At 69.6% G+C, this 20,082-nt stretch carries 18 protein-coding genes and 1 pseudogene; 11 read left to right on the plus strand and 8 right to left on the minus strand.

The features are described from left to right. The first annotated feature begins 74 nt into the window (after nt 1-74). Entirely contained in the window at nt 75-299 is a 225-nt protein-coding gene (locus NR792_RS18305; RefSeq protein WP_375761301.1) for a twin-arginine translocase TatA/TatE family subunit, read from the plus strand. Here NR792_RS18305 and NR792_RS18310 read toward each other — a convergent pair. Both NR792_RS18310 and NR792_RS18315 read right to left on the minus strand, forming a co-directional pair. After that, nucleotides 296-1,087 (minus strand): hypothetical protein, encoded by a 792-nt coding sequence (locus NR792_RS18310; RefSeq protein ID WP_120527385.1) that lies wholly within the window; start codon nt 1,085-1,087, stop codon nt 296-298. The two genes, NR792_RS18305 and NR792_RS18310, sit on opposite strands and share 4 nt — an antisense overlap. 7 nt (nt 1,088-1,094) lie before the next feature. Next, nucleotides 1,095-2,234 (minus strand): hypothetical protein, encoded by a 1,140-nt coding sequence (locus NR792_RS18315; protein WP_375761776.1) that lies wholly within the window; start codon nt 2,232-2,234, stop codon nt 1,095-1,097. Nucleotides 2,235-2,898: 664 nt separating this feature from the next. Between NR792_RS18315 and NR792_RS18320 the strand changes: the two genes are divergently transcribed. Continuing rightward, on the plus strand, nt 2,899-3,108 hold the full coding sequence (locus NR792_RS18320; RefSeq protein ID WP_375761777.1) for a hypothetical protein: 210 nt from the start codon (nt 2,899-2,901) through the stop codon (nt 3,106-3,108). A 143-nt stretch (nt 3,109-3,251) separates the two neighbouring features. Here the strand turns inward: NR792_RS18320 and NR792_RS18325 are convergent. Further along, a pseudogene (locus NR792_RS18325) lies at nt 3,252-3,350 on the minus strand (zinc-ribbon domain-containing protein); the annotation flags it as partial. A gap of 166 nt (nt 3,351-3,516) precedes the next feature. Between NR792_RS18325 and NR792_RS18330 the strand changes: the two are divergent. Next, nucleotides 3,517-4,188 carry a polyhydroxyalkanoate synthesis regulator DNA-binding domain-containing protein gene (locus tag NR792_RS18330; protein ID WP_375761302.1) on the plus strand — a complete coding sequence of 224 codons (672 nt, stop codon included), beginning with the start codon at nt 3,517-3,519 and terminating at the stop codon, nt 4,186-4,188. A 52-nt stretch (nt 4,189-4,240) separates the two neighbouring features. On the opposite strand, the gene NR792_RS18335 is transcribed toward NR792_RS18330, so the two are convergent. Both NR792_RS18335 and NR792_RS18340 read right to left on the minus strand, forming a co-directional pair. Continuing rightward, nucleotides 4,241-5,047, minus strand: coding sequence for a ParA family protein (locus tag NR792_RS18335; protein WP_375761303.1), 807 nt, complete (start codon nt 5,045-5,047; stop codon nt 4,241-4,243). A gap of 20 nt (nt 5,048-5,067) precedes the next feature. Next, the gene (locus NR792_RS18340) at nt 5,068-5,379 is read right to left on the minus strand and encodes a hypothetical protein (RefSeq protein ID WP_375761304.1); all 312 of its coding nucleotides are present in this window, start codon (nt 5,377-5,379) and stop codon (nt 5,068-5,070) included. Nucleotides 5,380-5,575: 196 nt separating this feature from the next. On the opposite strand from NR792_RS18340, the gene NR792_RS18345 reads away from it, so the two are divergent. The 4 genes from NR792_RS18345 (at nt 5,576) to NR792_RS18360 (ending at nt 10,191) form a co-directional block, all read left to right on the plus strand. After that, on the plus strand, nt 5,576-6,496 hold the full coding sequence (locus NR792_RS18345) for an ArsA family ATPase (protein ID WP_375761305.1): 921 nt from the start codon (nt 5,576-5,578) through the stop codon (nt 6,494-6,496). Then, nucleotides 6,493-7,605, plus strand: coding sequence for an ArsA family ATPase (locus NR792_RS18350; protein WP_375761306.1), 1,113 nt, complete (start codon nt 6,493-6,495; stop codon nt 7,603-7,605). The genes NR792_RS18345 and NR792_RS18350 overlap by 4 nt, the downstream gene beginning before the upstream one ends. A gap of 190 nt (nt 7,606-7,795) precedes the next feature. After that, nucleotides 7,796-8,980 carry a tetratricopeptide repeat protein gene (locus tag NR792_RS18355; RefSeq protein WP_375761307.1) on the plus strand — a complete coding sequence of 395 codons (1,185 nt, stop codon included), beginning with the start codon at nt 7,796-7,798 and terminating at the stop codon, nt 8,978-8,980. Nucleotides 8,981-8,994: 14 nt separating this feature from the next. Next, complete coding sequence (locus NR792_RS18360) at nt 8,995-10,191, plus strand: M48 family metalloprotease (protein WP_375761308.1); 1,197 nt, start codon at nt 8,995-8,997, stop codon at nt 10,189-10,191. 144 nt (nt 10,192-10,335) lie between these two features. On the opposite strand, the gene NR792_RS18365 is transcribed toward NR792_RS18360, so the two are convergent. Both NR792_RS18365 and NR792_RS18370 read right to left on the minus strand, forming a co-directional pair. Then, nucleotides 10,336-10,860 carry a tetratricopeptide repeat protein gene (locus NR792_RS18365; RefSeq protein ID WP_375761309.1) on the minus strand — a complete coding sequence of 175 codons (525 nt, stop codon included), beginning with the start codon at nt 10,858-10,860 and terminating at the stop codon, nt 10,336-10,338. An 8-nt stretch (nt 10,861-10,868) separates the two neighbouring features. Then, complete coding sequence (locus tag NR792_RS18370) at nt 10,869-12,434, minus strand: hypothetical protein (protein ID WP_375761310.1); 1,566 nt, start codon at nt 12,432-12,434, stop codon at nt 10,869-10,871. Nucleotides 12,435-12,646: 212 nt separating this feature from the next. Here NR792_RS18370 and ruvX point away from each other — a divergent pair, with 212 nt between their 5' ends. Further along, nucleotides 12,647-13,111 carry a Holliday junction resolvase RuvX gene (gene ruvX, locus NR792_RS18375; protein ID WP_375761311.1) on the plus strand — a complete coding sequence of 155 codons (465 nt, stop codon included), beginning with the start codon at nt 12,647-12,649 and terminating at the stop codon, nt 13,109-13,111. Nucleotides 13,112-13,141: 30 nt separating this feature from the next. Here the strand turns inward: ruvX and NR792_RS18380 are convergent, their stop codons facing one another. Next, complete coding sequence (locus NR792_RS18380) at nt 13,142-14,731, minus strand: ArnT family glycosyltransferase (RefSeq protein ID WP_375761312.1); 1,590 nt, start codon at nt 14,729-14,731, stop codon at nt 13,142-13,144. Nucleotides 14,732-15,298: 567 nt separating this feature from the next. Here NR792_RS18380 and NR792_RS18385 point away from each other — a divergent pair. Genes NR792_RS18385 through NR792_RS18395 form a run of 3 tightly spaced genes read left to right on the plus strand, consistent with a single transcriptional unit; the run spans nt 15,299 to nt 20,041 of the window. Next, nucleotides 15,299-17,362, plus strand: coding sequence for a PrkA family serine protein kinase (locus NR792_RS18385; protein ID WP_207048052.1), 2,064 nt, complete (start codon nt 15,299-15,301; stop codon nt 17,360-17,362). A 34-nt stretch (nt 17,363-17,396) separates the two neighbouring features. Next, nucleotides 17,397-18,506 carry a DUF444 family protein gene (locus NR792_RS18390; RefSeq protein ID WP_375761313.1) on the plus strand — a complete coding sequence of 370 codons (1,110 nt, stop codon included), beginning with the start codon at nt 17,397-17,399 and terminating at the stop codon, nt 18,504-18,506. Nucleotides 18,507-18,547: 41 nt separating this feature from the next. Beyond that, entirely contained in the window at nt 18,548-20,041 is a 1,494-nt protein-coding gene (locus NR792_RS18395; protein ID WP_375761314.1) for a SpoVR family protein, read from the plus strand. Nucleotides 20,042-20,082 lie beyond the last annotated feature (41 nt).

Consider the following 20,082-nt stretch of genomic DNA (forward strand, 5'->3'; position numbering starts at 1 on the left):
ACGTGGGACGGGCGTCCAGGGGTGGACGCGTGCGCAACTTGCCTCGCGGGTGGGTTTATTGCAGTGTCGGAAGCATGCTGGGCCTCGGAGAATTCATCGTCCTCGGCTTCATCCTGCTGGTGGTCTTCTCGGCCGCCCGGATGGGGCAGTTGGGCAACGCGGTGGGCAAGTTCGTCTACTCCTTCCGCAAGGCGTCGCGCGGCGAGGACCTGGTGGACGTGAAGCACCTGCCCCACTCGCGCCGGGGCCACACCGACGCGGACTTCACCGAAGGCCCCCACAAGGACCGCCGCTCCTAGAACTCCTCCCCCGTCGGGAGGACCAGCGGACCGGGCGGACTGCCGGGCGCCGGCGCCAGGAGCAGGCGCGCGGCCTGTTGCCTCAGCGCGGGGAGCAGCCCCGTGTCCTCCACCAGCTCGCGCAGGTCCGCGGTGGTGAGCAGCGGCACCAGCTTCGCGCCCACCTCCGGCGGCAGGTACGGGTTGAAGGCGAGCGCGCGGCGCACCTTGTGGCGCACGGACCAGCGCGGCGACTTCCAGATTTCGACGAGCGGCTCCGGACGCGCGGGCCTGCGCGCCGCGATGCGCACCACCAGGTCCTCGGTGAGGCGCGGGTTGATCAGCACGTTGCGCAGCACGGCCGGGTTGCTGACGGTGGCCAGGCGCGACAGCACGTCCGGGTCCCGCGTGAGGCGGGCCTGCTGCTTCAGGTGGCCCAGGGACTGGTTGGCGGCGAGCGCGTCCGCGCGGGCGGCGGCGTCCGCGTCCAGCTCCTTGCGCGCGGGCCCTTGCGCGAAGAGGTCCGCCACCGCCTCCAGCGACTGCACGTGGGCCATGCGCCGGAGCGCCTCCACGTGGGGGATGTGCTCGGCCTCCTGGTCCAGCGCGGCCAGGAAGTCCGACAGCACGCAGGTGGCGGGGGCCTGCCCGGCGCGGGACAGCGTCAGCAGGTGGCCGATGAGCTCGTTCGTGTCGAACGGCTCACGCCGGGCCAGCTCCCGTGCGGCGGCCTTGCGGCGCACGGTGGCGCCTCCGCCCAGGGCGTGCAGGTTGCGCGCGAGCGCGCGGGCCTCCTCCAGCGTGGACATGGCGGCTTCAGCCTCCCGTGCGGTCGGCGGTGGGTTCGGAGGGAACGGGCTCCAGCGTCACCTCCAGCCGGAAGCCGGAGAGGTCCGCGGGGAACTCCTGGAACATCACGAGGAAGGGCACCTTGCCGCCCGCCGGCACCGGAAGTGCCGCGGCGTCCATGCGCTGGCGGAGCGCGGTGGCGGCCTCGCGGGTGGTGACGGCGTGGAGCTCCTCCGGCGTGGCCAGCGCGCCCGCGAGCCCTTCCGCCGAGCGCACCCGCTGGTCCCCGTCGAACAGGGCGGCCTTCACGCGCACGGCCGCGGCGGCGCCGGTGCGGTTCTCCGCCTCGCCGCGCACGACGAAGAGCATGCGGCCGTCGCGCGTCTCGTAGAGGCCGTTGGACACGTCGCTCGCGATGAACGGGCGGGACGCGGGCAGCACCAGCGTGCGCAGCCGGTCCGGGGACAGCGTGGAGGGGTCCACCTTGCCGTCGCGCAGGTACACGGTGCCCAGCGCGCCCAGGGCCACCACCAGCACGGTGGCGATGGCGAGGTTGAGGACCAGCCCCGTCACCTTCCGCGCGCGGCCGGGCAGCCGGCGCTGGGGCATGCCCACGTCTTCGATGCGGGCGGAGGGCTTGGCCACGGTGACGGCGGGACCGCCGCGCATGTTGGCCAGGTCCACCACCTCGCGGCGGGGCGTGGTGATCTTGAACGGGTCGCCGTCGTCGTAGGCCGGCACGTCGCCCAGCAGGGAGATGCCGCCGGGCTCGTCCGCGCCAGCCTCCGCGGGCACGTCACCCAGGAGCGCGGCGCGGCCGGTGTCCGTGGGGGCCATCCCCTCCTCCGCGGAAGCCCCCGCGCCGGAGAAGTCGAACAGGTCGCCCATCGGCTCCGGAGCAGCGCCGGCGTCCATGGGCGCGGCGGCCAGGTCCGGAGCCGGAGCCGCGACGTCGATGGACGCGAACGGATCATCGCTCTCGAAGCCCGGCGAGGGCACCACCGGGCCCACCGCCGTGGCCCCGCTCGGAGAGGGCGCCACGGCGACGTTCGCGGCATGGCGCAGCGACACCGCGTCCGGAGCCGCGGGAGCGTCGATGGAGAAGTCGAAGAGCGGATCCGGCGCGAGGTCCGTCGAACCCGAGGCGGCAAGGCCCGGGGAGGCCACGGGCGCGGCCCCCGGGCGAGCAGCCCCGGCAGGTCCCGGGGGCGAAGCGGTGCGCGCCGGAGCCGCACCAACGCCTCCGGCCACAGGAGCCCCAGGCGGCATGCCCGCGCGCGCCGGGCCTCCGGCCGCGGGAGCCCCAGGAGGCGGCATGCCCGCGCGCGCCGGAGCAGCCCCCACGCCCCCGGCCGAGGAGGCGCCGGGAGCCGAAGGCATGGCCGCGCGCCCCGGGGCAGCATCTGCCCCGGAAGGAGCCACGGCCCCCGGAGCGGTGCGCGCCGAAGCAGGCGCAGGGGCCGCTGGCGCCATCGGGGACGCAGGCCTTGCTCCAGCAGGTGCCGGGCCCCTGGGAGCCACGGGCCCCGGAGGAGCCGAAGCGGTCCCGAGTCCCAGCCCCGACGAATCGGTCCCGGGGAAGTCATCCAGGCCCAGGAACGACGAATCGTCCACGGTGCCGAAGTCAGAAGCCGGCGCACCCGCACCGTGGCCAACGACCGCTGGCGGCCGGGCCCCACCCGCAGGTCCCACCGCGAACGCCCCGGGAGGAGCGGCCCGGGCCGCGGGGGGCGCGAAGGCCCCCGGAGGCACCGCGCGGAAGGTCCCTGACGGAGGAGAGGCCACGGGCCGGGGAGCCGCCACCGGAGCGGCGGGCGCGGGCGCATCCGACATGAAGTCCGCGAACGGATCCTCCAGGTCCAGCCCGGCCAGGTTCGTGGGCGACGGCAGCGGGGCCGCGGGCCGCCGGGCCGCGATGCCCGGGGACGCCGTGGGCGGGTCGAACGGCATCGTCGCCCCTCCCGTGTCCACGTCGATGTCCACGTCCACGTCACCCCAGGTCTTCACCGGGGTCTTCACCGCGGGGGCGCCGGGCGCGTAGTACGCAGGCCCAGGCCGGGTGACCTCCCCGGTAGGCTCCGGGGCGTCTCCGAACGCCTGGAACGGGTCCGCCTGCACGGCCGGTGGGGCGGCTGGCGGGGGAGCGCTCACAGCGGGCGCGGGCTCACGCGCCACCCGGAAGGTGTTCTGGCATTTGGTGCAGCGGACCTTCACCCCTTTTTCCGTCACCTTCTCGTCGGGGATCTTGAACCGCGTCTGGCACTGTTCACACTGGACGATCATGGGGTCGGGTCGGGGGGACTCGAAGCATAGGCCCACCCGCCAACCACGGCGAGTCGGACCCGGGCAACTTGCTCGCTTCCAACCCCTTTGATACGAGGTTCGCCCCTTTGGAAATCAGGTAGTAAACCAGTAAATGCAGGCGCAGCCGGGGTCGGAGACGACAGACATGAGCGAGGCCGAGCAAGCAAACGCTCCCAGCAGCAACAAGGAGCCGAAGATCATCAAGCGCTACACGAACCGGAAGCTCTACGACACCGTGGAGAGCCGGTACGTCACGCTCGATGAGATCGCCGCGATGATCAAGGAGGGCACCGAGGTGCGGATTGTCGACAACCGCACGAAGGAAGACCTGACCTCCGTCACCCTCGCGCAGATCATCTTCGAAGAGGAGAAGAAGAAGAACCAGATGCCGCTGTCGGTGCTGCGGGAGATCATCCGCCACCCCGGCGAGTCCATCTCCGGGTTCATCCAGAAGGAGGTCACGCCGCGCGTGGCCTCCATCCGCGAGGAGGCCGAGCAGCGGCTGGACAAGCTGCTGCGCCGCGAGGACGGCAGCCCCCAGGAGGCCACCCCGGAAGCCGCCGCCACGCCCGCGCCGCAGGCGGAGGGCAACGCCGCGAGCCTCAACCCGGCGGAGCTGCTCAAGGCCAGCCAGCGCGCCTTCGAGGACTTCCAGCGCCGCATCGACGAGCGCGTGAAGCAGGTGGTGGAGAACCTCACCGGCAACCTCCCCGCCCTGGGCCGCGACATGCAGGCGCTCTCGCAGCGGCTGGAGGAGCTGGAGAAGAAGCTCGACGCCGTGGAGAAGGGCGACAAGAAGGACCCCAGCGCTTCCTGAAGCGCTGATGCGTTGAAGCGCGTGGCGCCCGGGGGAATGCGGGCGCCGCCGCTCAGGCCACCTTCGGTTGGGTCCGCTTCCGCTTCGACGGAGCGGCTCCGCCGTCAATCTCCTTCGCGATGGCCGCGAGCATCCGCGCCCCCGGGCTCTGGGGCGCGTACTCCCAGATGGTCTTCCCGTGGCTCTGCGCCTCGTCCACCTTGACGCTGTAGCCCAGCGGCGTGGCGGCGAGCGCGTCGGGGAAGTACGCGCGCAGGCGCTCCAGGATGGCCGTGGCCAGCGCCGTCTTGCGGTACAGCGTGGGCACCACCTTGGTGACGCGCAGGTCCGTACGCCCTTCCGCCTCGCCCACCTGGCGCACCGTCTCCGCCAGCTCCGCGCACCCGTCCAGCGCCAGGTACGTCAGCGCCACCGGCACCACCACCTCCGAGGCCGCCACCAGGATGTTGCGCGTGGTGAGCCCCATGGACGGAGGCGCGTCGAACAGCACCACGTCGTAGCCCGCGCCTTCCGCCTCCCGCATGCGGTCCGCCAGCCGGTGCGCGCGCCGCGGATCCTGCGCCACCACGACCGGGAACTCCGCCATCTCCTTGTACGCGGGCAGCACGTCCAGCCCGCTCACGCCCGTGGGCCGCACCACGGAAGGCAGCGACACCTGCGCGTCGGTGAGCAGGTGGAAGACGTTGCGCGGCAGCGTGCGCACGTCCACCCCCAGTGACTTGCCCGCGTGGCCCTGCGTGTCCAGGTCCACCAGCAGCACGCGGCGGCGCTGCTTGAGCGCGAGCCACGCGGCGGTGTTCACCGCGAGCGTCGTCTTGCAGGTGCCGCCCTTCTCGTTGATGAACGCGATGCGCCGCATGGCCTTGGCAGCGGCGCCCGCTACGCCTTCTTCTTCGAGGACGTGTTCGACACGAGCGTGTCCACCTTGCCCTCGACGGACGCGAGCAGCCGCTCCAGGTCGTCCACCTTCGAGCGCAGCTGCTCCAGGTCCGCCGTGGACGGCAGGTTCATGGCCGACAGCGCCGTGCGCAGCGCCGTGTCCAGCGTGCCCTTCGCCGCGAGCGAGCGGGACACCAGCCCCTGCACCGCCGCCACGAACTTCTCATTGGAGAGCAGCTGCTGCGCGAGCTTGCCCACGCGCTCCTCGCCCGTCTCCACGAGCTTCTTCATCACCGGGTTGTTCTTGAGCATGGTCTTGGAACCGTTCAGGTCCGGCCCACCGCCGACAAAGCAACCAGGCCGTCGGGACAGGCGGGACGTCAGGAAGAGGACGCCGCACTCTGGGAGGGGCCAACGCGACGTGTCAAGCAGGGGAACAATGGGGGTTTCTGCTCGTGGACTCTCGTTGACTCTCCGGGGGGCCATCCCTACGGTTCGCGCGCCCTCTATGGCCGGACTGCTCGACAAACGCCTGTGGATCGTCTCTGGCAAGGGGGGCGTGGGGAAGACGACCGTCGCCGCCGCCCTGGCCCTTGCCTCGGTGCGCGCGGGCCGGCGCACCCTGGTGTGTGAAGTGAACACCCAGGAGCGCGTCAGCCGCTTCCTGGAGCTGCCCGAAGCGGGCCCGGAGGTGAAGCTCCTGGAGGAGAACCTCTGGGCGGTGGACGTGCGCCCCCAGGAGGCCATGCGCGAGTACGGCCTGATGGTCCTGCGCTTCGAGACCCTCTACAAGACGGTCTTCGAGAACCGGCTGGTGCGCTACTTCCTGCGCTTCATCCCGTCGCTCCAGGAGCTGGTGCTCCTGGGGAAGATCCTCTTCCACCTCCAGGAGAAGCTGCCGGACGGCCGCTGGAAGTACGACACGGTGGTGCTGGACGCGCCCGCCACCGGCCACGCCATCTCCTTCCTGAGCGTGCCGCAGGTGCTGCTGCAGACGGTGCCGCCGGGGCCCATGACGCGCGAGGCGCTGAAGATGCGCGACCTGCTGGTGGACCCCACCGTCACCGCCGCGGTGCTGGTGGCGCTGCCGGAGGAGATGCCGGTGAACGAGGCGCTGGAGCTGCACGGCGCGCTGCGGGACCGGGTGCACATCCGCACGCACGCGGCGGTGCTCAACCAGGCCTTCCCCCAGCGCTTCACGGAAGCGGACCTGGAGGCGCTCGCGGGCCATCCAGACCTGCGCCGCGTGGCCCAGGCGCACCATGACCGGGCGTCGCAGGCGGTGCTCGCGGGCACGAAGCTGGAGCGCAACCTCCACGCGCCGGTGTACACGGTGCCCAGGCTGTTCGTGCCGCGCTTCGGACGCGACGCGGTGGAGACGGTGATGGGGCACCTGGACGCGATGGTGAAGGGAGGCACGGGAGCATGACGGCGCTGCAAACGGCGCTCGCGAACAAGCGCGTGCTCATCTGTGTGGGCTCCGGTGGCGTGGGCAAGACGACGGTGGCGGCGACGCTCGCGCTGCGCGCGGCGGTGGATGGCCGCCCCAGCATCGTGTGCACCATCGACCCGGCGAAGCGGCTGGCCAACTCGCTGGGCCTGTCCGGCCTGGGCAACACGGAGGCGGAGGTCCCCGCGTCGGTGCTGGAGCCGCTGGGCGTGAAGCCCAAGGCGGCCCTGCACGCGATGATGCTGGACATGAAGGCCACCTGGGACGACCTCATCACCCGCGTGGCCCCGCCGGAGCAGCGCGAGAAAATCTTCGCCAACCGCTTCTACCAGTCCCTCTCCACGGCCCTGGCGGGCAGCCAGGAATACATCGCCATGGAGAAGGTCTGGGACCTGCGCCGGCGCAGCGACTACCAGCTGGTGGTGCTGGACACGCCGCCCACCGCGCACGCGCTGGACTTCCTGGACGCGCCCAACCGGGTGCTGGACTTCCTGGACAACGAAGCGGCCAAGTGGCTCCTCACGCCCGCGCTGAAGGCGGGCAAGGTGGGCCTGTCCCTCTTCAACCTGGGCGGCAGCTACGTGACGCGCGCGCTGTCGCGCTTCACGGGCACGGAGATGCTCCAGGAGCTGTCCTCCTTCATGGTGACGCTCTCCTCCATGAACGAGGGCTTCCGCGAGCGCGCCCGCGGCGTGCGCGAGCTACTAGAGGACAAGACGACGGGGTTCGTGCTGGTGACGAGCCCCAACCCGGAGCGGCTGGACGAGGCCATCCACTTCCACAAGCTGCTCGGGCAGAACCGCATGGAGATGACGGCCATCGTGGTGAACCGCGTGCACCCCATGCCCACCCCGGCGCAGTGGGAGGACGCGGCCACGCTGACGCCCACCCGGCGCGCGAAGGTGGAGGAGACGCTGCGCGAGACGCAGGTGCTGGCGCAGCAGGACCTGGAGGGCCTGGCGCAGCTGCGCGCGGCCTGTCCGGGCACGCCCCTCATCCAGGTGCCCCGCTTCGGGCTGGACGTGCACGACCTCACCGCGCTGTGGGGCACCGGCCGCTACCTCCTGGGCGACGACGTCCTCGCCTGAGGGCCCTCCCCCACCCCGAGTGATACGCCGCGGACGCCGGGCATATCCGGCGGGCGCGGTCGTTCCTGGTTAGAGTGGCGTGCCCCGGAAGTCCTCTGGGGAAAGCCATCCGGGGAACCTGTCGGGTCCCCGGGGTGTCGATGTCCGGGGCCGCGCCGGGTGACGCGGGTGTCCGGACGGGAGCAGGTGCATGCACGGCAGGAAGCGGATGGAGGCAGCCGGAGTCGCCCGGCGGTGGCTGTGGGTGGGCGTGCTGGGCCTGGGCCTGACGCTCACGGGTTGCCGCACCACGGGCGCGGCGACGAAGCCGGACGCCACGGCGAACAAGCAGGTCGTGGAGTTCGACCCCGTCACGGTGACGGCGGACCTGGAGCTGGACAAGCTCAACGACGAGGAGCTCTTCGCGGGCGGCACCTCCGCCTTCGCCGCCAACGACTTCAAGCAGGCGGCGCGCTACTTCGGCCGGCTCGCGGACTTCCACCCGAACAGCCCGCACCGCCGGCAGGCCCTCTACAACGCGGGCCTCGCGCACCAGCGCCTCAAGGAGTGGGACGACGCCTACGGGCGCTTCTCCGAGCTGGCCGAGCCGGAGAAGGGCCAGGGCGACGCGCTGGAGGCGTCCTTCCGCGTGGCGGAGACGCTCTACCACCTGGAGCGCTACGAGGAGGCCACGAAGCTGCTGACGACGCTGGCCGCGCGCGAGGACCTGCCCGCGGGCCGCCGCATCGAGGCCCAGGTGCAGCAGGGCATCTGCCAGGTGGAGGCCGGCCGCACCGACGACGCGGAAGGCACGCTGCGCAAGGCGCTGGCCGCGTATGACGCCCTGCCGGACAAGGCGGAGGTGGAGGACTACTTCCCCGCGCAGGCGCACTTCTTCGTCGGGGAGATCTACCGGCTGCACTACGAGGCCGTGAAGCTGGAGGCCAGCCGGGGCAGCGACGGGCTGGCACAGGACCTCAACTACAAGGCGGAGCTGCTCCTGTCCGCGCAGGGCCACTACCTGCGCTCCATCCGCGTGGGCAACGGCTACTGGGCCACCGCCGCGGGCTCGCAGATTGGCGCCCTCTACGAAAACCTCTACGAGCACATGGTGAACTCGCCCACGCCCCCGGAGCTCAACGCCGAGGAGGCGGAGGTCTACCGCCAGGAGCTGCGCAAGAAGATCCGCGTGCTGCTCACCAAGTCCATCAACATCTACGAGCGCACGCTGGAGGCCGCCGAGCGCATCGGCTCGCAGAGCGCCTTCGTGGACCGCACCCGCCAGAGCCTGGAGAAGGTGAAGTCGCTGCTGCTCGCGGACGCGGACGCCGACACGGAGTCGGGAGAGGTCTCCGTGCCCATGCCCGCCTCCAGCGCGGGCGCGAAGCAGCGCTGAGCGCTCCGCCGGCCATGGAACCGCTCTTCACCCCGGAGCAGCTCGCCGACATCCACGCCTACCACCAGCCCTATTACATCCGGGCGGCGGTGGAGCCACTGGTGCGGCTGGCCCTGTCGGCGCTGCTGCTGGCCGTGCTCGTGCGGCCCGTGTACCGGGGAGCGGTGGCCGCGGCGGCGGCGCTGGAGCGCAGGTTTGGCGTCACGTTGCGCAAGGCCCCAGTGAGCCGGGCCTTCTTCAGCGCCATGGACCGGCTGTGGGGCGAGCCCGGCTGGGGCACCGCCATCTTCTTCGCGCTCTTCATCGACCTGGCCACCCAGCTGCTCTACGCCCCCGCGAACGTGTACTTCTTCTACGTGCTGGAGCACCGGCACGGCCTGTCCAACGACACGCCCGCCACGTTCGCGTGGACGTGGTTCAAGGGCAGCCTCGTGGGCGCCATCGCCCTGACCGCGCTCGTGGTCGGCCTGTACGGCCTGGCCCGCCGCGTGCGCCGCTGGTGGCTGGTGCTGGGCGTGCCCGTGGCCCTGCTGATGCTGGTGGCCTCCGCCCTGGACCCCTACCGCGCCCGCCTCTACTTCGACCAGAGCCCCCTGCAGGAAGGGCCGCTGCGCTCGCGCATCACCGCGCTGATGCGGAAGGCGGACATCACCTTCTCCGACGTGCTGGTGGAGAAGACGTCCGTGATGTCCAAGCGCATCCAGGCGTACTTCGCCGGCCAGGGCCCCACGCGCACCATCGTCCTCAACGACGTCATCCTGAAGGAGCTGGCCGAGGACGAAATCCTGGCCGCGGTGGCGCACGAGGCGGGCCACGTGCACGAGCCCCGCTGGCCCGGCCGCATCGCCTCCTCGCTCGCGGTGCTGGCGCTGCTCTTCCTCATCGACCAGCTGTTGCGCCTCTCCGCCCGCCGGGGCTGGTGGGGCGTCCAGCGCGCGGGCGACATCCGCACCCTGCCGCTGGTGTCGCTGGTGGTGTTCCTCCTCATCACGCTCGCGGCCCCCGTGTCGGGGGCCCTCTCCCGTGAACGCGAGCGCGAGGCGGACCGCTACGGCCTGAACCTCACCGGCGACCCGGGCGCCTTCCGCCGCATGCTGGTGAAGGCCGCCCGGGTGAACAAGATGGACCCGGAGCCTCCCCGCTGGGTCGTCCTCAAGGGCATGAGCCATCCGCCCATCGGGGAGCGGCTCGCCGCGCTCGACGCGCCCTGAACGCCTTTCAAGAAGCCGCCGGTGGATGGGCCTCCACTCCACTCCCCCTCGCCATCCAGGCCCACCCTCCGGCCGGCCGCCCCCGGACCGCTCCCCAACTGTCCGGTGGCACATCCGTCTTGAAATGTCTCTGCGTTCAACGCCTCACGTCGGCGGAGCGCCCTCCCTCAGCTTCTCCACCGCCACCAGGGTGATGGCCTTCACCAGGGCCTTCGCGCGGCGCCCCGCGGACGTCTCCCCGTGCGGATCCACCTCCACCGCGTTGGCGATGTCCGTGAAGCCCTGCCGCTCGCCCCGGCGCAGGTGCAGCTCGCCCCGGCCCGTGAGCGCCACGGGGTTGCGCGGGTCTCCCGACAGCGCGTGCGTGTACTCGGTGAGCGCGTCCTCCACCCGCCCGAGCTTCTGGTACACGGTGCCCAGCGCCGCGTGCGCCGCGGAGTCCTTCGGGTTCCCCTCCACGAGCCCCTCGAAGAGGATGCGCGCCTCCTCCAGCCGGCCCGCCGCCGCCAGGTCGCAGCCCACCTGCGCGATGGCCTTCGCCTCCTCGAAGGTCATCCCCTCCACCTCCGCCCAGGTCGTCTCCCCCCGCGCGAACGCCTTCAGCCTGCGCGCCGTTCCGGTCTCCATCCGCTGCTCCTCGCCGCCTTCGTGCTTGATGATGCGTCCCATGGCGGCCCTCACGCGCTGCGCAGGTTGGAGATGGCCGTCTTCGCCATCTCGTTGAACTTCGACGACATGTTGCTCATCAGGTCGAACATCGCCTTGCGCTTCTCCATCAGCGTCTGGAGCCGCAGCTCCAGCTCCTGCATGCTCGTGTCCAGCTTCGCGCCGCGCGCCTTGTCGGAGTCGCTGCTGCCCAGCGTGGCGCGCTCCTCGCGGGCGCTGGCCATCTCGTTCATCACGTCCAGCAGTTCCGAGTCCGTGTCCTCGGTGATGCCCATGAGCAGGGCCTGCACCTTCTGCTCGATGCTCATGTTCGGGTTGTCCACGATGTCGCGCGCCCGCGTGCCGCCCGTGCTCCGGCCGCCGCCAGACGGCTTCGGCACCGCGTCGAGCGCCGCGTCCAGGTCCTGCCAGCTGGCGATGCCGTCCCTCCCGCCGCTGGCCGCCATCTCCAGGCGGTGCCAGTACTCCGGGTGGTCCGTGAAGAACTGCGCGGCGCGCTTGAGCGTGGCGGACGCCGCCGGGCTGTCCAGCACCGCCTCCAGGTCCGCCAGCGTCACCTTGCCGTCCTTCGTCCCCTTCGCCGTGTCGAAGGTGTCCCAGTTGTCGTCCAGCACCTGGAGCGCGTCGGCGTACTCCGCGAGGTCCGGGTCCACCGCCCCCGAGCCCCCGCTGCTTCCCGGCCGCCCCGTCCCCCCGGTGCTTCCGCCGCCGTGGCCCGGCCAGCCCGTGCCCGGCGTGCCCTGCCCCGGCCGGCCCGTCACGCCGTCCGTGCTCCCCGTGCCGCTGCCCGGCTTCCCGGTGCCCCCGCTGCCCGGCCGCCCCGTGCCGCTTCCCGGCCTTGGGCCGGAGCCACCGCCCCTGGCCGGCGGCGCGCAGTCCGACGGCGCCGGTTCGCAGTCCGTCGTGGAGGGGGCCGGACGCCCCGGCCGGTCCGGACGTCCGTACTTCGCGAAGTCCGCGGCCAGCCGCCTGGACTCCTGCTGGAGCCCCATCAGGTCGATGCGATCGTCGTTGAAGGTCGGCATCGGCAGGCCGAGCACCTTCTTCTTCGCCGTGTCCACCTGTTCGAAGAAGGTGCGGTTGTCGACGAGGAACCTCGCCGCGTCCCGGAGCGACGGCGACACGTTCCGGTCCTGCGAGATGCGCTGGAGGTCCGCGTGCGACAGCGAGCCGTCCTTCTTGCCGTCCAGCAGGTCCAGGTAGCCGAAGTTCGCCTCCAGCGTGCGCAGCGAGTCCGCGTAGTCCAGCAGCTTGGGGTCCAGCGGGCTGCGGCTCCCGGACGTGCCTCCCGCCTGCGAAGCCCCCGCCGACGAGGCGCCCGCGTAGCCCGCGCCCGCCTTCGCCGCGTCCTGCGGCGCGCAGTACTCCGTCTTCGCGGAGGGGTTCTTCTTCAGCTCATCCGCCACGCCCAGCGCGCCACTGGCCGCCATCATCACGTTGCCGGTCATCACCCCCGCGGCCGTCTTGATGGAGTTCGTGAGGACAGGGGGAAGACCCAGGGCGTCCCCCGCCAGGTCGGTCACGGCCGCCATGGGGCCGCCCAGCAGGTTCGCCACGCCTTTGAGGATGTCGAGCATCGATACTCCCGCGCGACGGGTTGAAGTGGGTGCTGCCAGGGTGCCGCGCGCCGTCTCTTCGGACGCGGGCAGGCATTGCAGCGGCGGTGCCGGGCGCGACAGCGCGCGGGGCGAGTCGATTCGAGGGGTTGTGTGGAAGGGCCCACGGTCCGCGTCCCCGCCCGCGGACGGTCCGGTCCGTCACGGAGGATTGCGGCTAGAGTCCCGCGCCCATGCGCACCTTCGGGCTCGACTACGGCACCAAGACCATCGGGGTGGCCGTCTCGGATGGACTGGGGCTCACCGCCCAGGCGGTCACCACCGTGCGGCGCACGTCGCTCAAGGGGGACCTCGCGGAGCTCTCCCGGCTCGTGAAGGAGCACGAGGTGACGCGCTTCGTGCTGGGGCTGCCCCTCAACATGAACGGCTCGGAGGGGCCCCGCGCGGAGGCCACGCGCAAGTTCGCGGAGGTGCTGGAGAGCGCGCTCGGGCTGCCCGTGGAGCTGTGGGACGAGCGGCTGTCCACCGTGGCCGCCCAGCGCACCCTGCTGGAGGCGGACGTGCGCCGGGAGAAGCGGCGGGAGGTCATCGACCAGCTCGCCGCGCAGTTCATCCTGCAGGGCTGGCTGGACGCGCACCGCCCCAAGACCGACGGCTACGACACAGGCTACGACGACGACTACGACCCGGAGGCCTGAGCACCGCCTCCGGGAACGGTCAGCCAGACACTACGGCTGGCGCCGGTACACGTGCAGCGGCGCGGAGAAGCCGTCCTGCTCCTGGTACGCCACGCCGTCCAGGGTCAGCGTGCGCCCGTCCAGCTTCACGCCCGGGTCCTTCACCAGGTTGCCCTCGTCGAAGCGCACCAGCACGTCCGGCCGCGCGTCACCCAGGCGCTGGCGGAAGGTGTCCCAGCGCACGCGCGCCATGCGCATCTCCGGCAGCGTGGAGAAGAAGGCCACCTGCAGGTCCATGTAGCGCGGGTCGTCGTCGATGGCCGCCGCGCCGCCCTTCGCCGCCACCTCCTCCTTGAGGTAGCGCGCCACCTGCATCACCGCCACGGGGTTCGTGGACGTGGGGCTCACCGGGCGCAGCGAGTCGTGCAGCCCGCCCTCGGTGCGGAACGTGTAGATGCCCAGCGCCACCGGCATCACCACCGCCAGCACCGCGCTCACGCCCACCACCGCGCGGCGCGCGAAGTCTCCCCGGTTGCCCACCACCGCCGCCAGGCCCGGCGCCAGGAACACGGGCAAGAGCACCAGCTGCGTCACCGTGAAGCGCGCCAGGGGCACGAAGCTCAGGAGCACCGCCGCGCGGAAGGTGAAGTACAGCGCGGGCAGCACCGCCATCACCACCAGCCAGCGCGTCTCCGGGTGCTTCTTCCACGCGCGCACCATGCCCACGCCGCCCAAGAGCGCCACGCCGGGCGTCAGCGTGAAGAGCGCCACCGCGGGCCAGAACCCCAGCTGCTGCAGCCGCCAGCCCAGCGCGCCCCCCGCCCCGCCGGAGTCGGACACCCACTGCTTGTGGAAGTCCTCCACCGCCTTGATGGGGAAGAACGGGTCGCCGTGCGCCAGCTCGTTGCCCTGCATCCACAACAGGGGGAACGGCAGGCACACCAGGCCAAAGCCCACCGCGCGCGTGAGCGACGCCACCCGGTCCTCGCTGCTGAACACCAGCGCCACGGAGATGAGCGGGATGTACAGCCACGCGTCGTAGCGCAGCGCGCACGCGAAGTTGAGCAGCACCGCGCCCCAGAACAGCGGCTGGAAGCGGTTCTCCTCCACCCCTTCGGCCACCAGCGCGAACACGGCCAGCATGAAGAACAGCGACACCGCCTCGCTGCCCGCGGTGGTGGAGAACTGCAGGTGCATGCCCCACGCGCTGAAGGCCAGCCCCGCGGCCACGCCCGCGCGCCAGCCGAACAGCCGCCGCGTCAGCGCGAACAGCGGCACCACCGACAGCACGCCGAACACCAGGCTCACCAGCCGGCCCGCCACGTCGCGCTCGAACACCGACAGCACCGCGCCCACCAGGTACAGGTGCAGCGGGCCGAACTGGTACGTGCCGTCCTTGTACGAGGTGATGACGTGCGGCGCGGCCAGCCACCGCTCCGCCAGTTCCGTGCGCACCACCGCGTCCCCGAAGAGGTTCTCGTTGATGAAGAACACCCCCAGCCGGGGGAGCAGCGCCGCCACCAGCAGCAGGCCCACCAACCACCGGGTGGACGGCTCGGGCTGGGGTGCGGGCACCGCGGACAGGCCGGGCACGGCGGCGGAGGGGGAAGCAAGGGCGGCGGGACTCGATGCGGGAACCATGGCGCGCGCGAGGATACGCAGGCAGGGCTCAAAGCCAAGCCAGCGACCCTTCCACCTGCCTGATGCCCGCCCGCCTGCCCTGTCCCACGCGCCAAATCCCCGGGCAGCGGCGGATTCACGCCGTTACGCACCCTTCCGGGCGGGACGGAACCGGTGCGCCGGCCATCACGCCGACATGTGGAGCGGACACGGACGCCGCCCCACAGTGAGGGCCTGCCTGGACGGGGTGTCCTCCAGCGGAGGCCCAAGCGTCGGGAAGTGCGCGCTTGGGAGAGGTGGGACCCGACACATCGCACCAGGGGGGCTCCTCCCAGCGCGCGTCAGGGTCCTTATAATCGAAGTGCCTTTTCACCCCGTGGAGGAGGGCGGCTCCCCTCCGACACGAGCCGAACGCGCGGTCCCACTCCGCGGCGGGGTCCCGAAGGGGCTGAAGCATCGCGATTGTCGTCGCCTGGGACCTCTTCGGAGTGGGTGTGGAATGGCCTTCCAGCCCTCCAGGTTCACCATGTTGGCCCCCCGGAAGCACGCGAGTTCTCGCGTCCTCCTGTGAGGCTACGAGGGAGAGACATGAAGGACGCTGAGAAGGGCTCGTGGGTCTCCAGAATCGCCGCGTTCCAGGACGTGAAGACCTACGCGGAACTCAACTGGGAGGGCTCTTTCGAGGACTACCTCGAAATCGTCCGGAAGAACCCGAAGGTCACCCGCACCGCCTTCCAGAGGATCTACGACATGATCCTCAGCCACGGGAAGTCGGAGTACATCGACAACAAGAAGAAGCTCACCCGCTACCACTTCTTCAGTGACGAGCGCTTCGGCGGCCGGGACGCCATCTTCGGCCTGGACGTGCCGCTGATGAAGCTGGTCAACGTCTTCAAGTCCGCCGCGCAGGGCTACGGCACGGAGAAGCGCGTCATCCTCCTGCACGGCCCCGTGGGCTCGTCCAAGTCCACCATTGCCCGCCTGCTCAAGAAGGGCATGGAGGAGTACTCGAAGACGCCGGAGGGCGCCGCGTACACCTTCTCCTGGCTCACCGACAAGAAGCAGCCGGACGGCACGGTGACCAAGGAGAAGATGAAGTGCCCGATGAACGAGGAGCCCCTCAACCTCATCCCGCGGGAGTGGCGCGACAAGGTCTTCTCCGAGCTGTCCCCGCCGGAGTCCGGCTACACGATTCCCGGCGGCTGCGAGCTGTGCCCCGCGTGCCGCTTCGTCTTCAAGGAGCTGATGACCCAGTACGGCGGTGACTTCGCCAAGGTCATGGGCCACGTGCACGTCAACCGGCTCATCTTCAGCGAGAAGGACCGCGTGGGCATCGGCACGTTCCAGCCCAAGGATGAGAAGAACCAGGACTCCACCGAGCTCACCGGCGACATCAACTACCGGAAGATCGCCGAGTACGGCTCGGACTCCGACCCGCGCGCCTTCAACTTCGACGGCGAGTTCAACATCGCCAACCGCGGCGTCATCGAGTTCGTGGAAGTGCTCAAGCTGGACGTCGCGTTCCTCTACGACCTGCTCGGCGCGTCGCAGGAGCACAAGATCAAGCCGAAGAAGTTCCCTCAGACGGACATCGACGAGGTCATCATCGGGCACACCAACGAGCCCGAGTACAAGAAGCTCGAGAACAACGAGTTCATGGAGGCCTTGCGCGACCGTACGGTGAAGATTGACATCCCGTACATCACCAAGCTGGCCGAGGAGGTGAAGATCTACGAGAAGGACTTCAACTCCCGCGCCATCAAGGGCAAGCACATCGCGCCGCACACGCTGGAGATGGCCGCCATGTGGGCCGTCCTCACGCGCCTGGAGGAGCCCAAGAAGCACAACCTGTCGCTCCTGCAGAAGCTCAAGCTCTACAACGGCAAGACGCTGCCCAACTTCACCGAGGACAACATCAAGGAGCTGCGCAAGGAGTCCGTGCGCGAGGGCCTGGAGGGCATCAGCGCCCGCTACATCCAGGACAAGATCTCCAACGCCCTGGTGAGCGACAAGGGCGAGGGCTGCATCAACCCCTTCATGGTGCTCAACGAGCTGGAAGCCGGCTTGAAGACGCACTCCCTCATCAACACCGAGGACGCGCGCAAGCGCATGAAGGAGCTGCTCACCACGGTGAAGCAGGAGTACGAGGACATCGTCAAGAACGAGGTCCAGCGCGCCATCAGCGCCGACGAGGACGCCATCGGCAAGCTGTGCGGCAACTACATCGACAACATCAAGGCCTTCACCCAGAAGGAGAAGGTCCGCAACAAGTACACCGGCATCTACGAGGTCCCGGACGAGCGCTTGATGCGGTCGATTGAAGAGAAGATCGACATCCCGGAGAGCCGCAAGGACGACTTCCGCGGCGAGATCATGAACTACATCGGCGCGCTCGCCGTGGAGGGCAAGACCTTCAACTACCGGACCAACGAGCGGCTGCACAAGGCGCTGGAGCTGAAGCTGTTCGAGGACCAGAAGGACAGCATCAAGCTCAAGAACCTCGTGTCCTCCGTCGTGGACAAGGAGACCCAGGAGAAGATCGACCTGGTGAAGGACCGGATGATGAAGAACTACGGGTACTGCGAGATCTGCTCCACGGACGTGCTGAACTTCGTGGCCAGTATCTTCGCCCGCGGTGACGCCAAGGAGTAACGCCTAGCGACTTGCCCAAGAGGGACGTGACACCGTGACCTTGAAGATCCACCAGGACCACTCCCGCTTCAAACAGATCGTCCGCGGGAAGATCAAAGCCAACCTGCGCAAGTACGTGCAGAAGGGCGAGATGCTGGGAAAGAAGGGCAAGGATGCCATCAGCATCCCCATCCCCTTCATCGACATCCCGCGCTTCAAGTACGGCCACAAGGAGCAGGGCGGCGTCGGACAGGGTGACGGTGACGTAGGTCAGCAGCTCGGCCCCGGGGCGGTAGAGCCCGGGGACGGGCACCAGGCCGGCCAGGGCGAGGGAGACCACGCCCTGGAGGTGGACGTCACGCTGGAGGAGCTGGCGCAGATTCTGGGAGAAGAGCTCCAGCTGCCGCGCATCGAGCGGCGGCAGAACGAGCGCATCGTCACGCAGAAGGTGAAGTACACCGGCGTCAACACCACGGGCCCGGAGTCCCTGCGCCACTTCAAGCGCACCTTCAAGCAGGCCCTGAAGCGGCAGATCGCCACCGGCACCTACGACCCGAAGATGCCGGTCATCATCCCCACGCGCGAGGACCGCAGGTACCGCAGCTACAAGCTGCAGGAGCTGCCGGAGACCAACGCGGTCATCATCTACATGATGGACGTGTCGGGTTCGATGGGGGACGAGCAGAAGGAGATCGTCCGCATCGAGAGCTTCTGGCTCGATACGTGGCTCAAGCACCAGTACAAGGGGCTGGAGTCGCGCTACATCATCCACGACGCGGTGGCGCGCGAAGTGGACCGCGACACGTTCTTCCACACCCGCGAGTCCGGCGGGACGATGATCTCCAGCGCGTACAAGCTGTGCCGGGACATCATCCAGGCGGACTACCCGAAGAGCGCGTGGAACATCTACCCGTTCCACTTCAGCGACGGGGACAACTGGAGCGCGGATGACACGCGCCAGTGCATTGAAATGCTCCGCAACGACATCCTCCCGCAGGTGAACCAGTTCGCCTACGGGCAGGTGGAGTCCCCCTACGGCAGCGGGCAGTTCATCAAGGACCTGCGCGAGGCGGTGGGTGACTCGACCAACGTCGCGCTGAGCGAGATCGCGGACAAGGACGCCATCTACGCCTCCATCAAGGACTTCCTCGGCAAGGGGCGCTGAAGAGAGCGCTTCTGTCATCCCGCTTCCGGAGCCACCGCCCCATGCCCAAGAGCCTCACACCGCGACTCGCCGCGCTTCGGGATGAAATCCACGGCTACGCCAAGGAGTTCGGCCTGGATTTCTTCGACACCGTCTTCGAGATGGTGTCCTACGACGAGATGAACATGGTGGCCGCCTACGGCGGCTTCCCCACCCGCTATCCCCACTGGCGCTGGGGCATGGAGTACGAGCAGCTGGCGAAGGGGTACGAGTACGGGCTCTCCAAGATCTACGAGCTCGTCATCAACAACGACCCCTGCTACGCGTACTTGATGGAGAGCAACCCGGAGGTGGACCAGAAGCTGGTGATGGCCCACGTCTACGGTCACTGCGACTTCTTCAAGAACAACTTCTCCTTCCGGCACACCAACCGCCGGATGATTGACGACATGGCCAACCACGCCACCCGCGTCCGGCGGTGGGTGGACAAGATTGGCGTGGAGAAGGTGGAGGACTTCATCGACCGGACGCTGTCGCTGGAGAACCTCATCGACCAGCACGCGCCCCACATCCGCCGCAACCCGGACCCGCAGCGCGCGGAGGAAGAGGCCAAGTCCAACGAGCGCGTGGAGGGCTTCAAGGTGGACCGCGAGTACATGCGCGGCTTCATCAACCCTTCGGAGTTCATGGACTCCCAGCGCAAGCGCGCGGAGGACGAGAAGCAGCAGCGCAAGCGCTTCCCGGAGCGCCCTCAGCGCGACGTGCTCTACTTCCTGCTGGAGCACGCGCCCCTGGAGCCGTGGGAGGTGGACATCCTCTCCATCCTGCGCGACGAGGCGTACTACTTCGCGCCGCAGGGCCAGACGAAGATCATGAACGAGGGGTGGGCCAGCTACTGGCACTCCACCATCATGACCCGCAGGGCGCTGCGCGATGATGAGATCATCGACTACGCGGACCACCACTCCGGCACCATGGGCGTGCGCCCCGGCGCCATCAACCCGTACAAGCTGGGCATCGAGCTGTGGCGGGACATTGAGGACCGGTGGAACAAGGGCAAGTTCGGCAAGGAGTGGGACGAGTGCGATGACCTTCGCGCGCGCCAGGCCTGGGACAAGAAGCTGGGCGCGGGGCGGGAGAAGATCTTCGAGGTGCGCAAGCACTACAACGACATCACCTTCATCGACACGTTCCTCACCGCCGAGTTCGCCCAGCAGCAGAAGCTCTTCGTCTACGGCTTCAACGACAAGCGCAACTCGTGGGAGATTCTGGACCGCGAGTTCCGCAAGGTGAAGAACAAGCTGCTCACGTCGCTCACCAACTTCGGCCAGCCCATCATCGAGGTGGTGGACGGCAACTACGAGAACCGCTCGGAGCTCCTGCTCGCGCACAAGCACGACGGGCAGGACCTGAAGGGCGACTACGCGCGGGAGACGCTGCGCAACCTCCAGAGCCTCTGGCGGCGGCCGGTGAACATCGTCACCCGCTACGACGGCAAGGGGACCCTCCTGCGCTACGACGGGCAGCACCACTCGGAAAAGAAAGTGGAGCTGTAAGGGGCTCCGGCCCAAGCAGGCAGGCGGGCTTGGGAAGTGCG

It is taken from the genome of Corallococcus exercitus, assembly GCF_042231735.1.
Classification (GTDB): Bacteria; Myxococcota; Myxococcia; order Myxococcales; family Myxococcaceae; genus Corallococcus; species Corallococcus exercitus_B.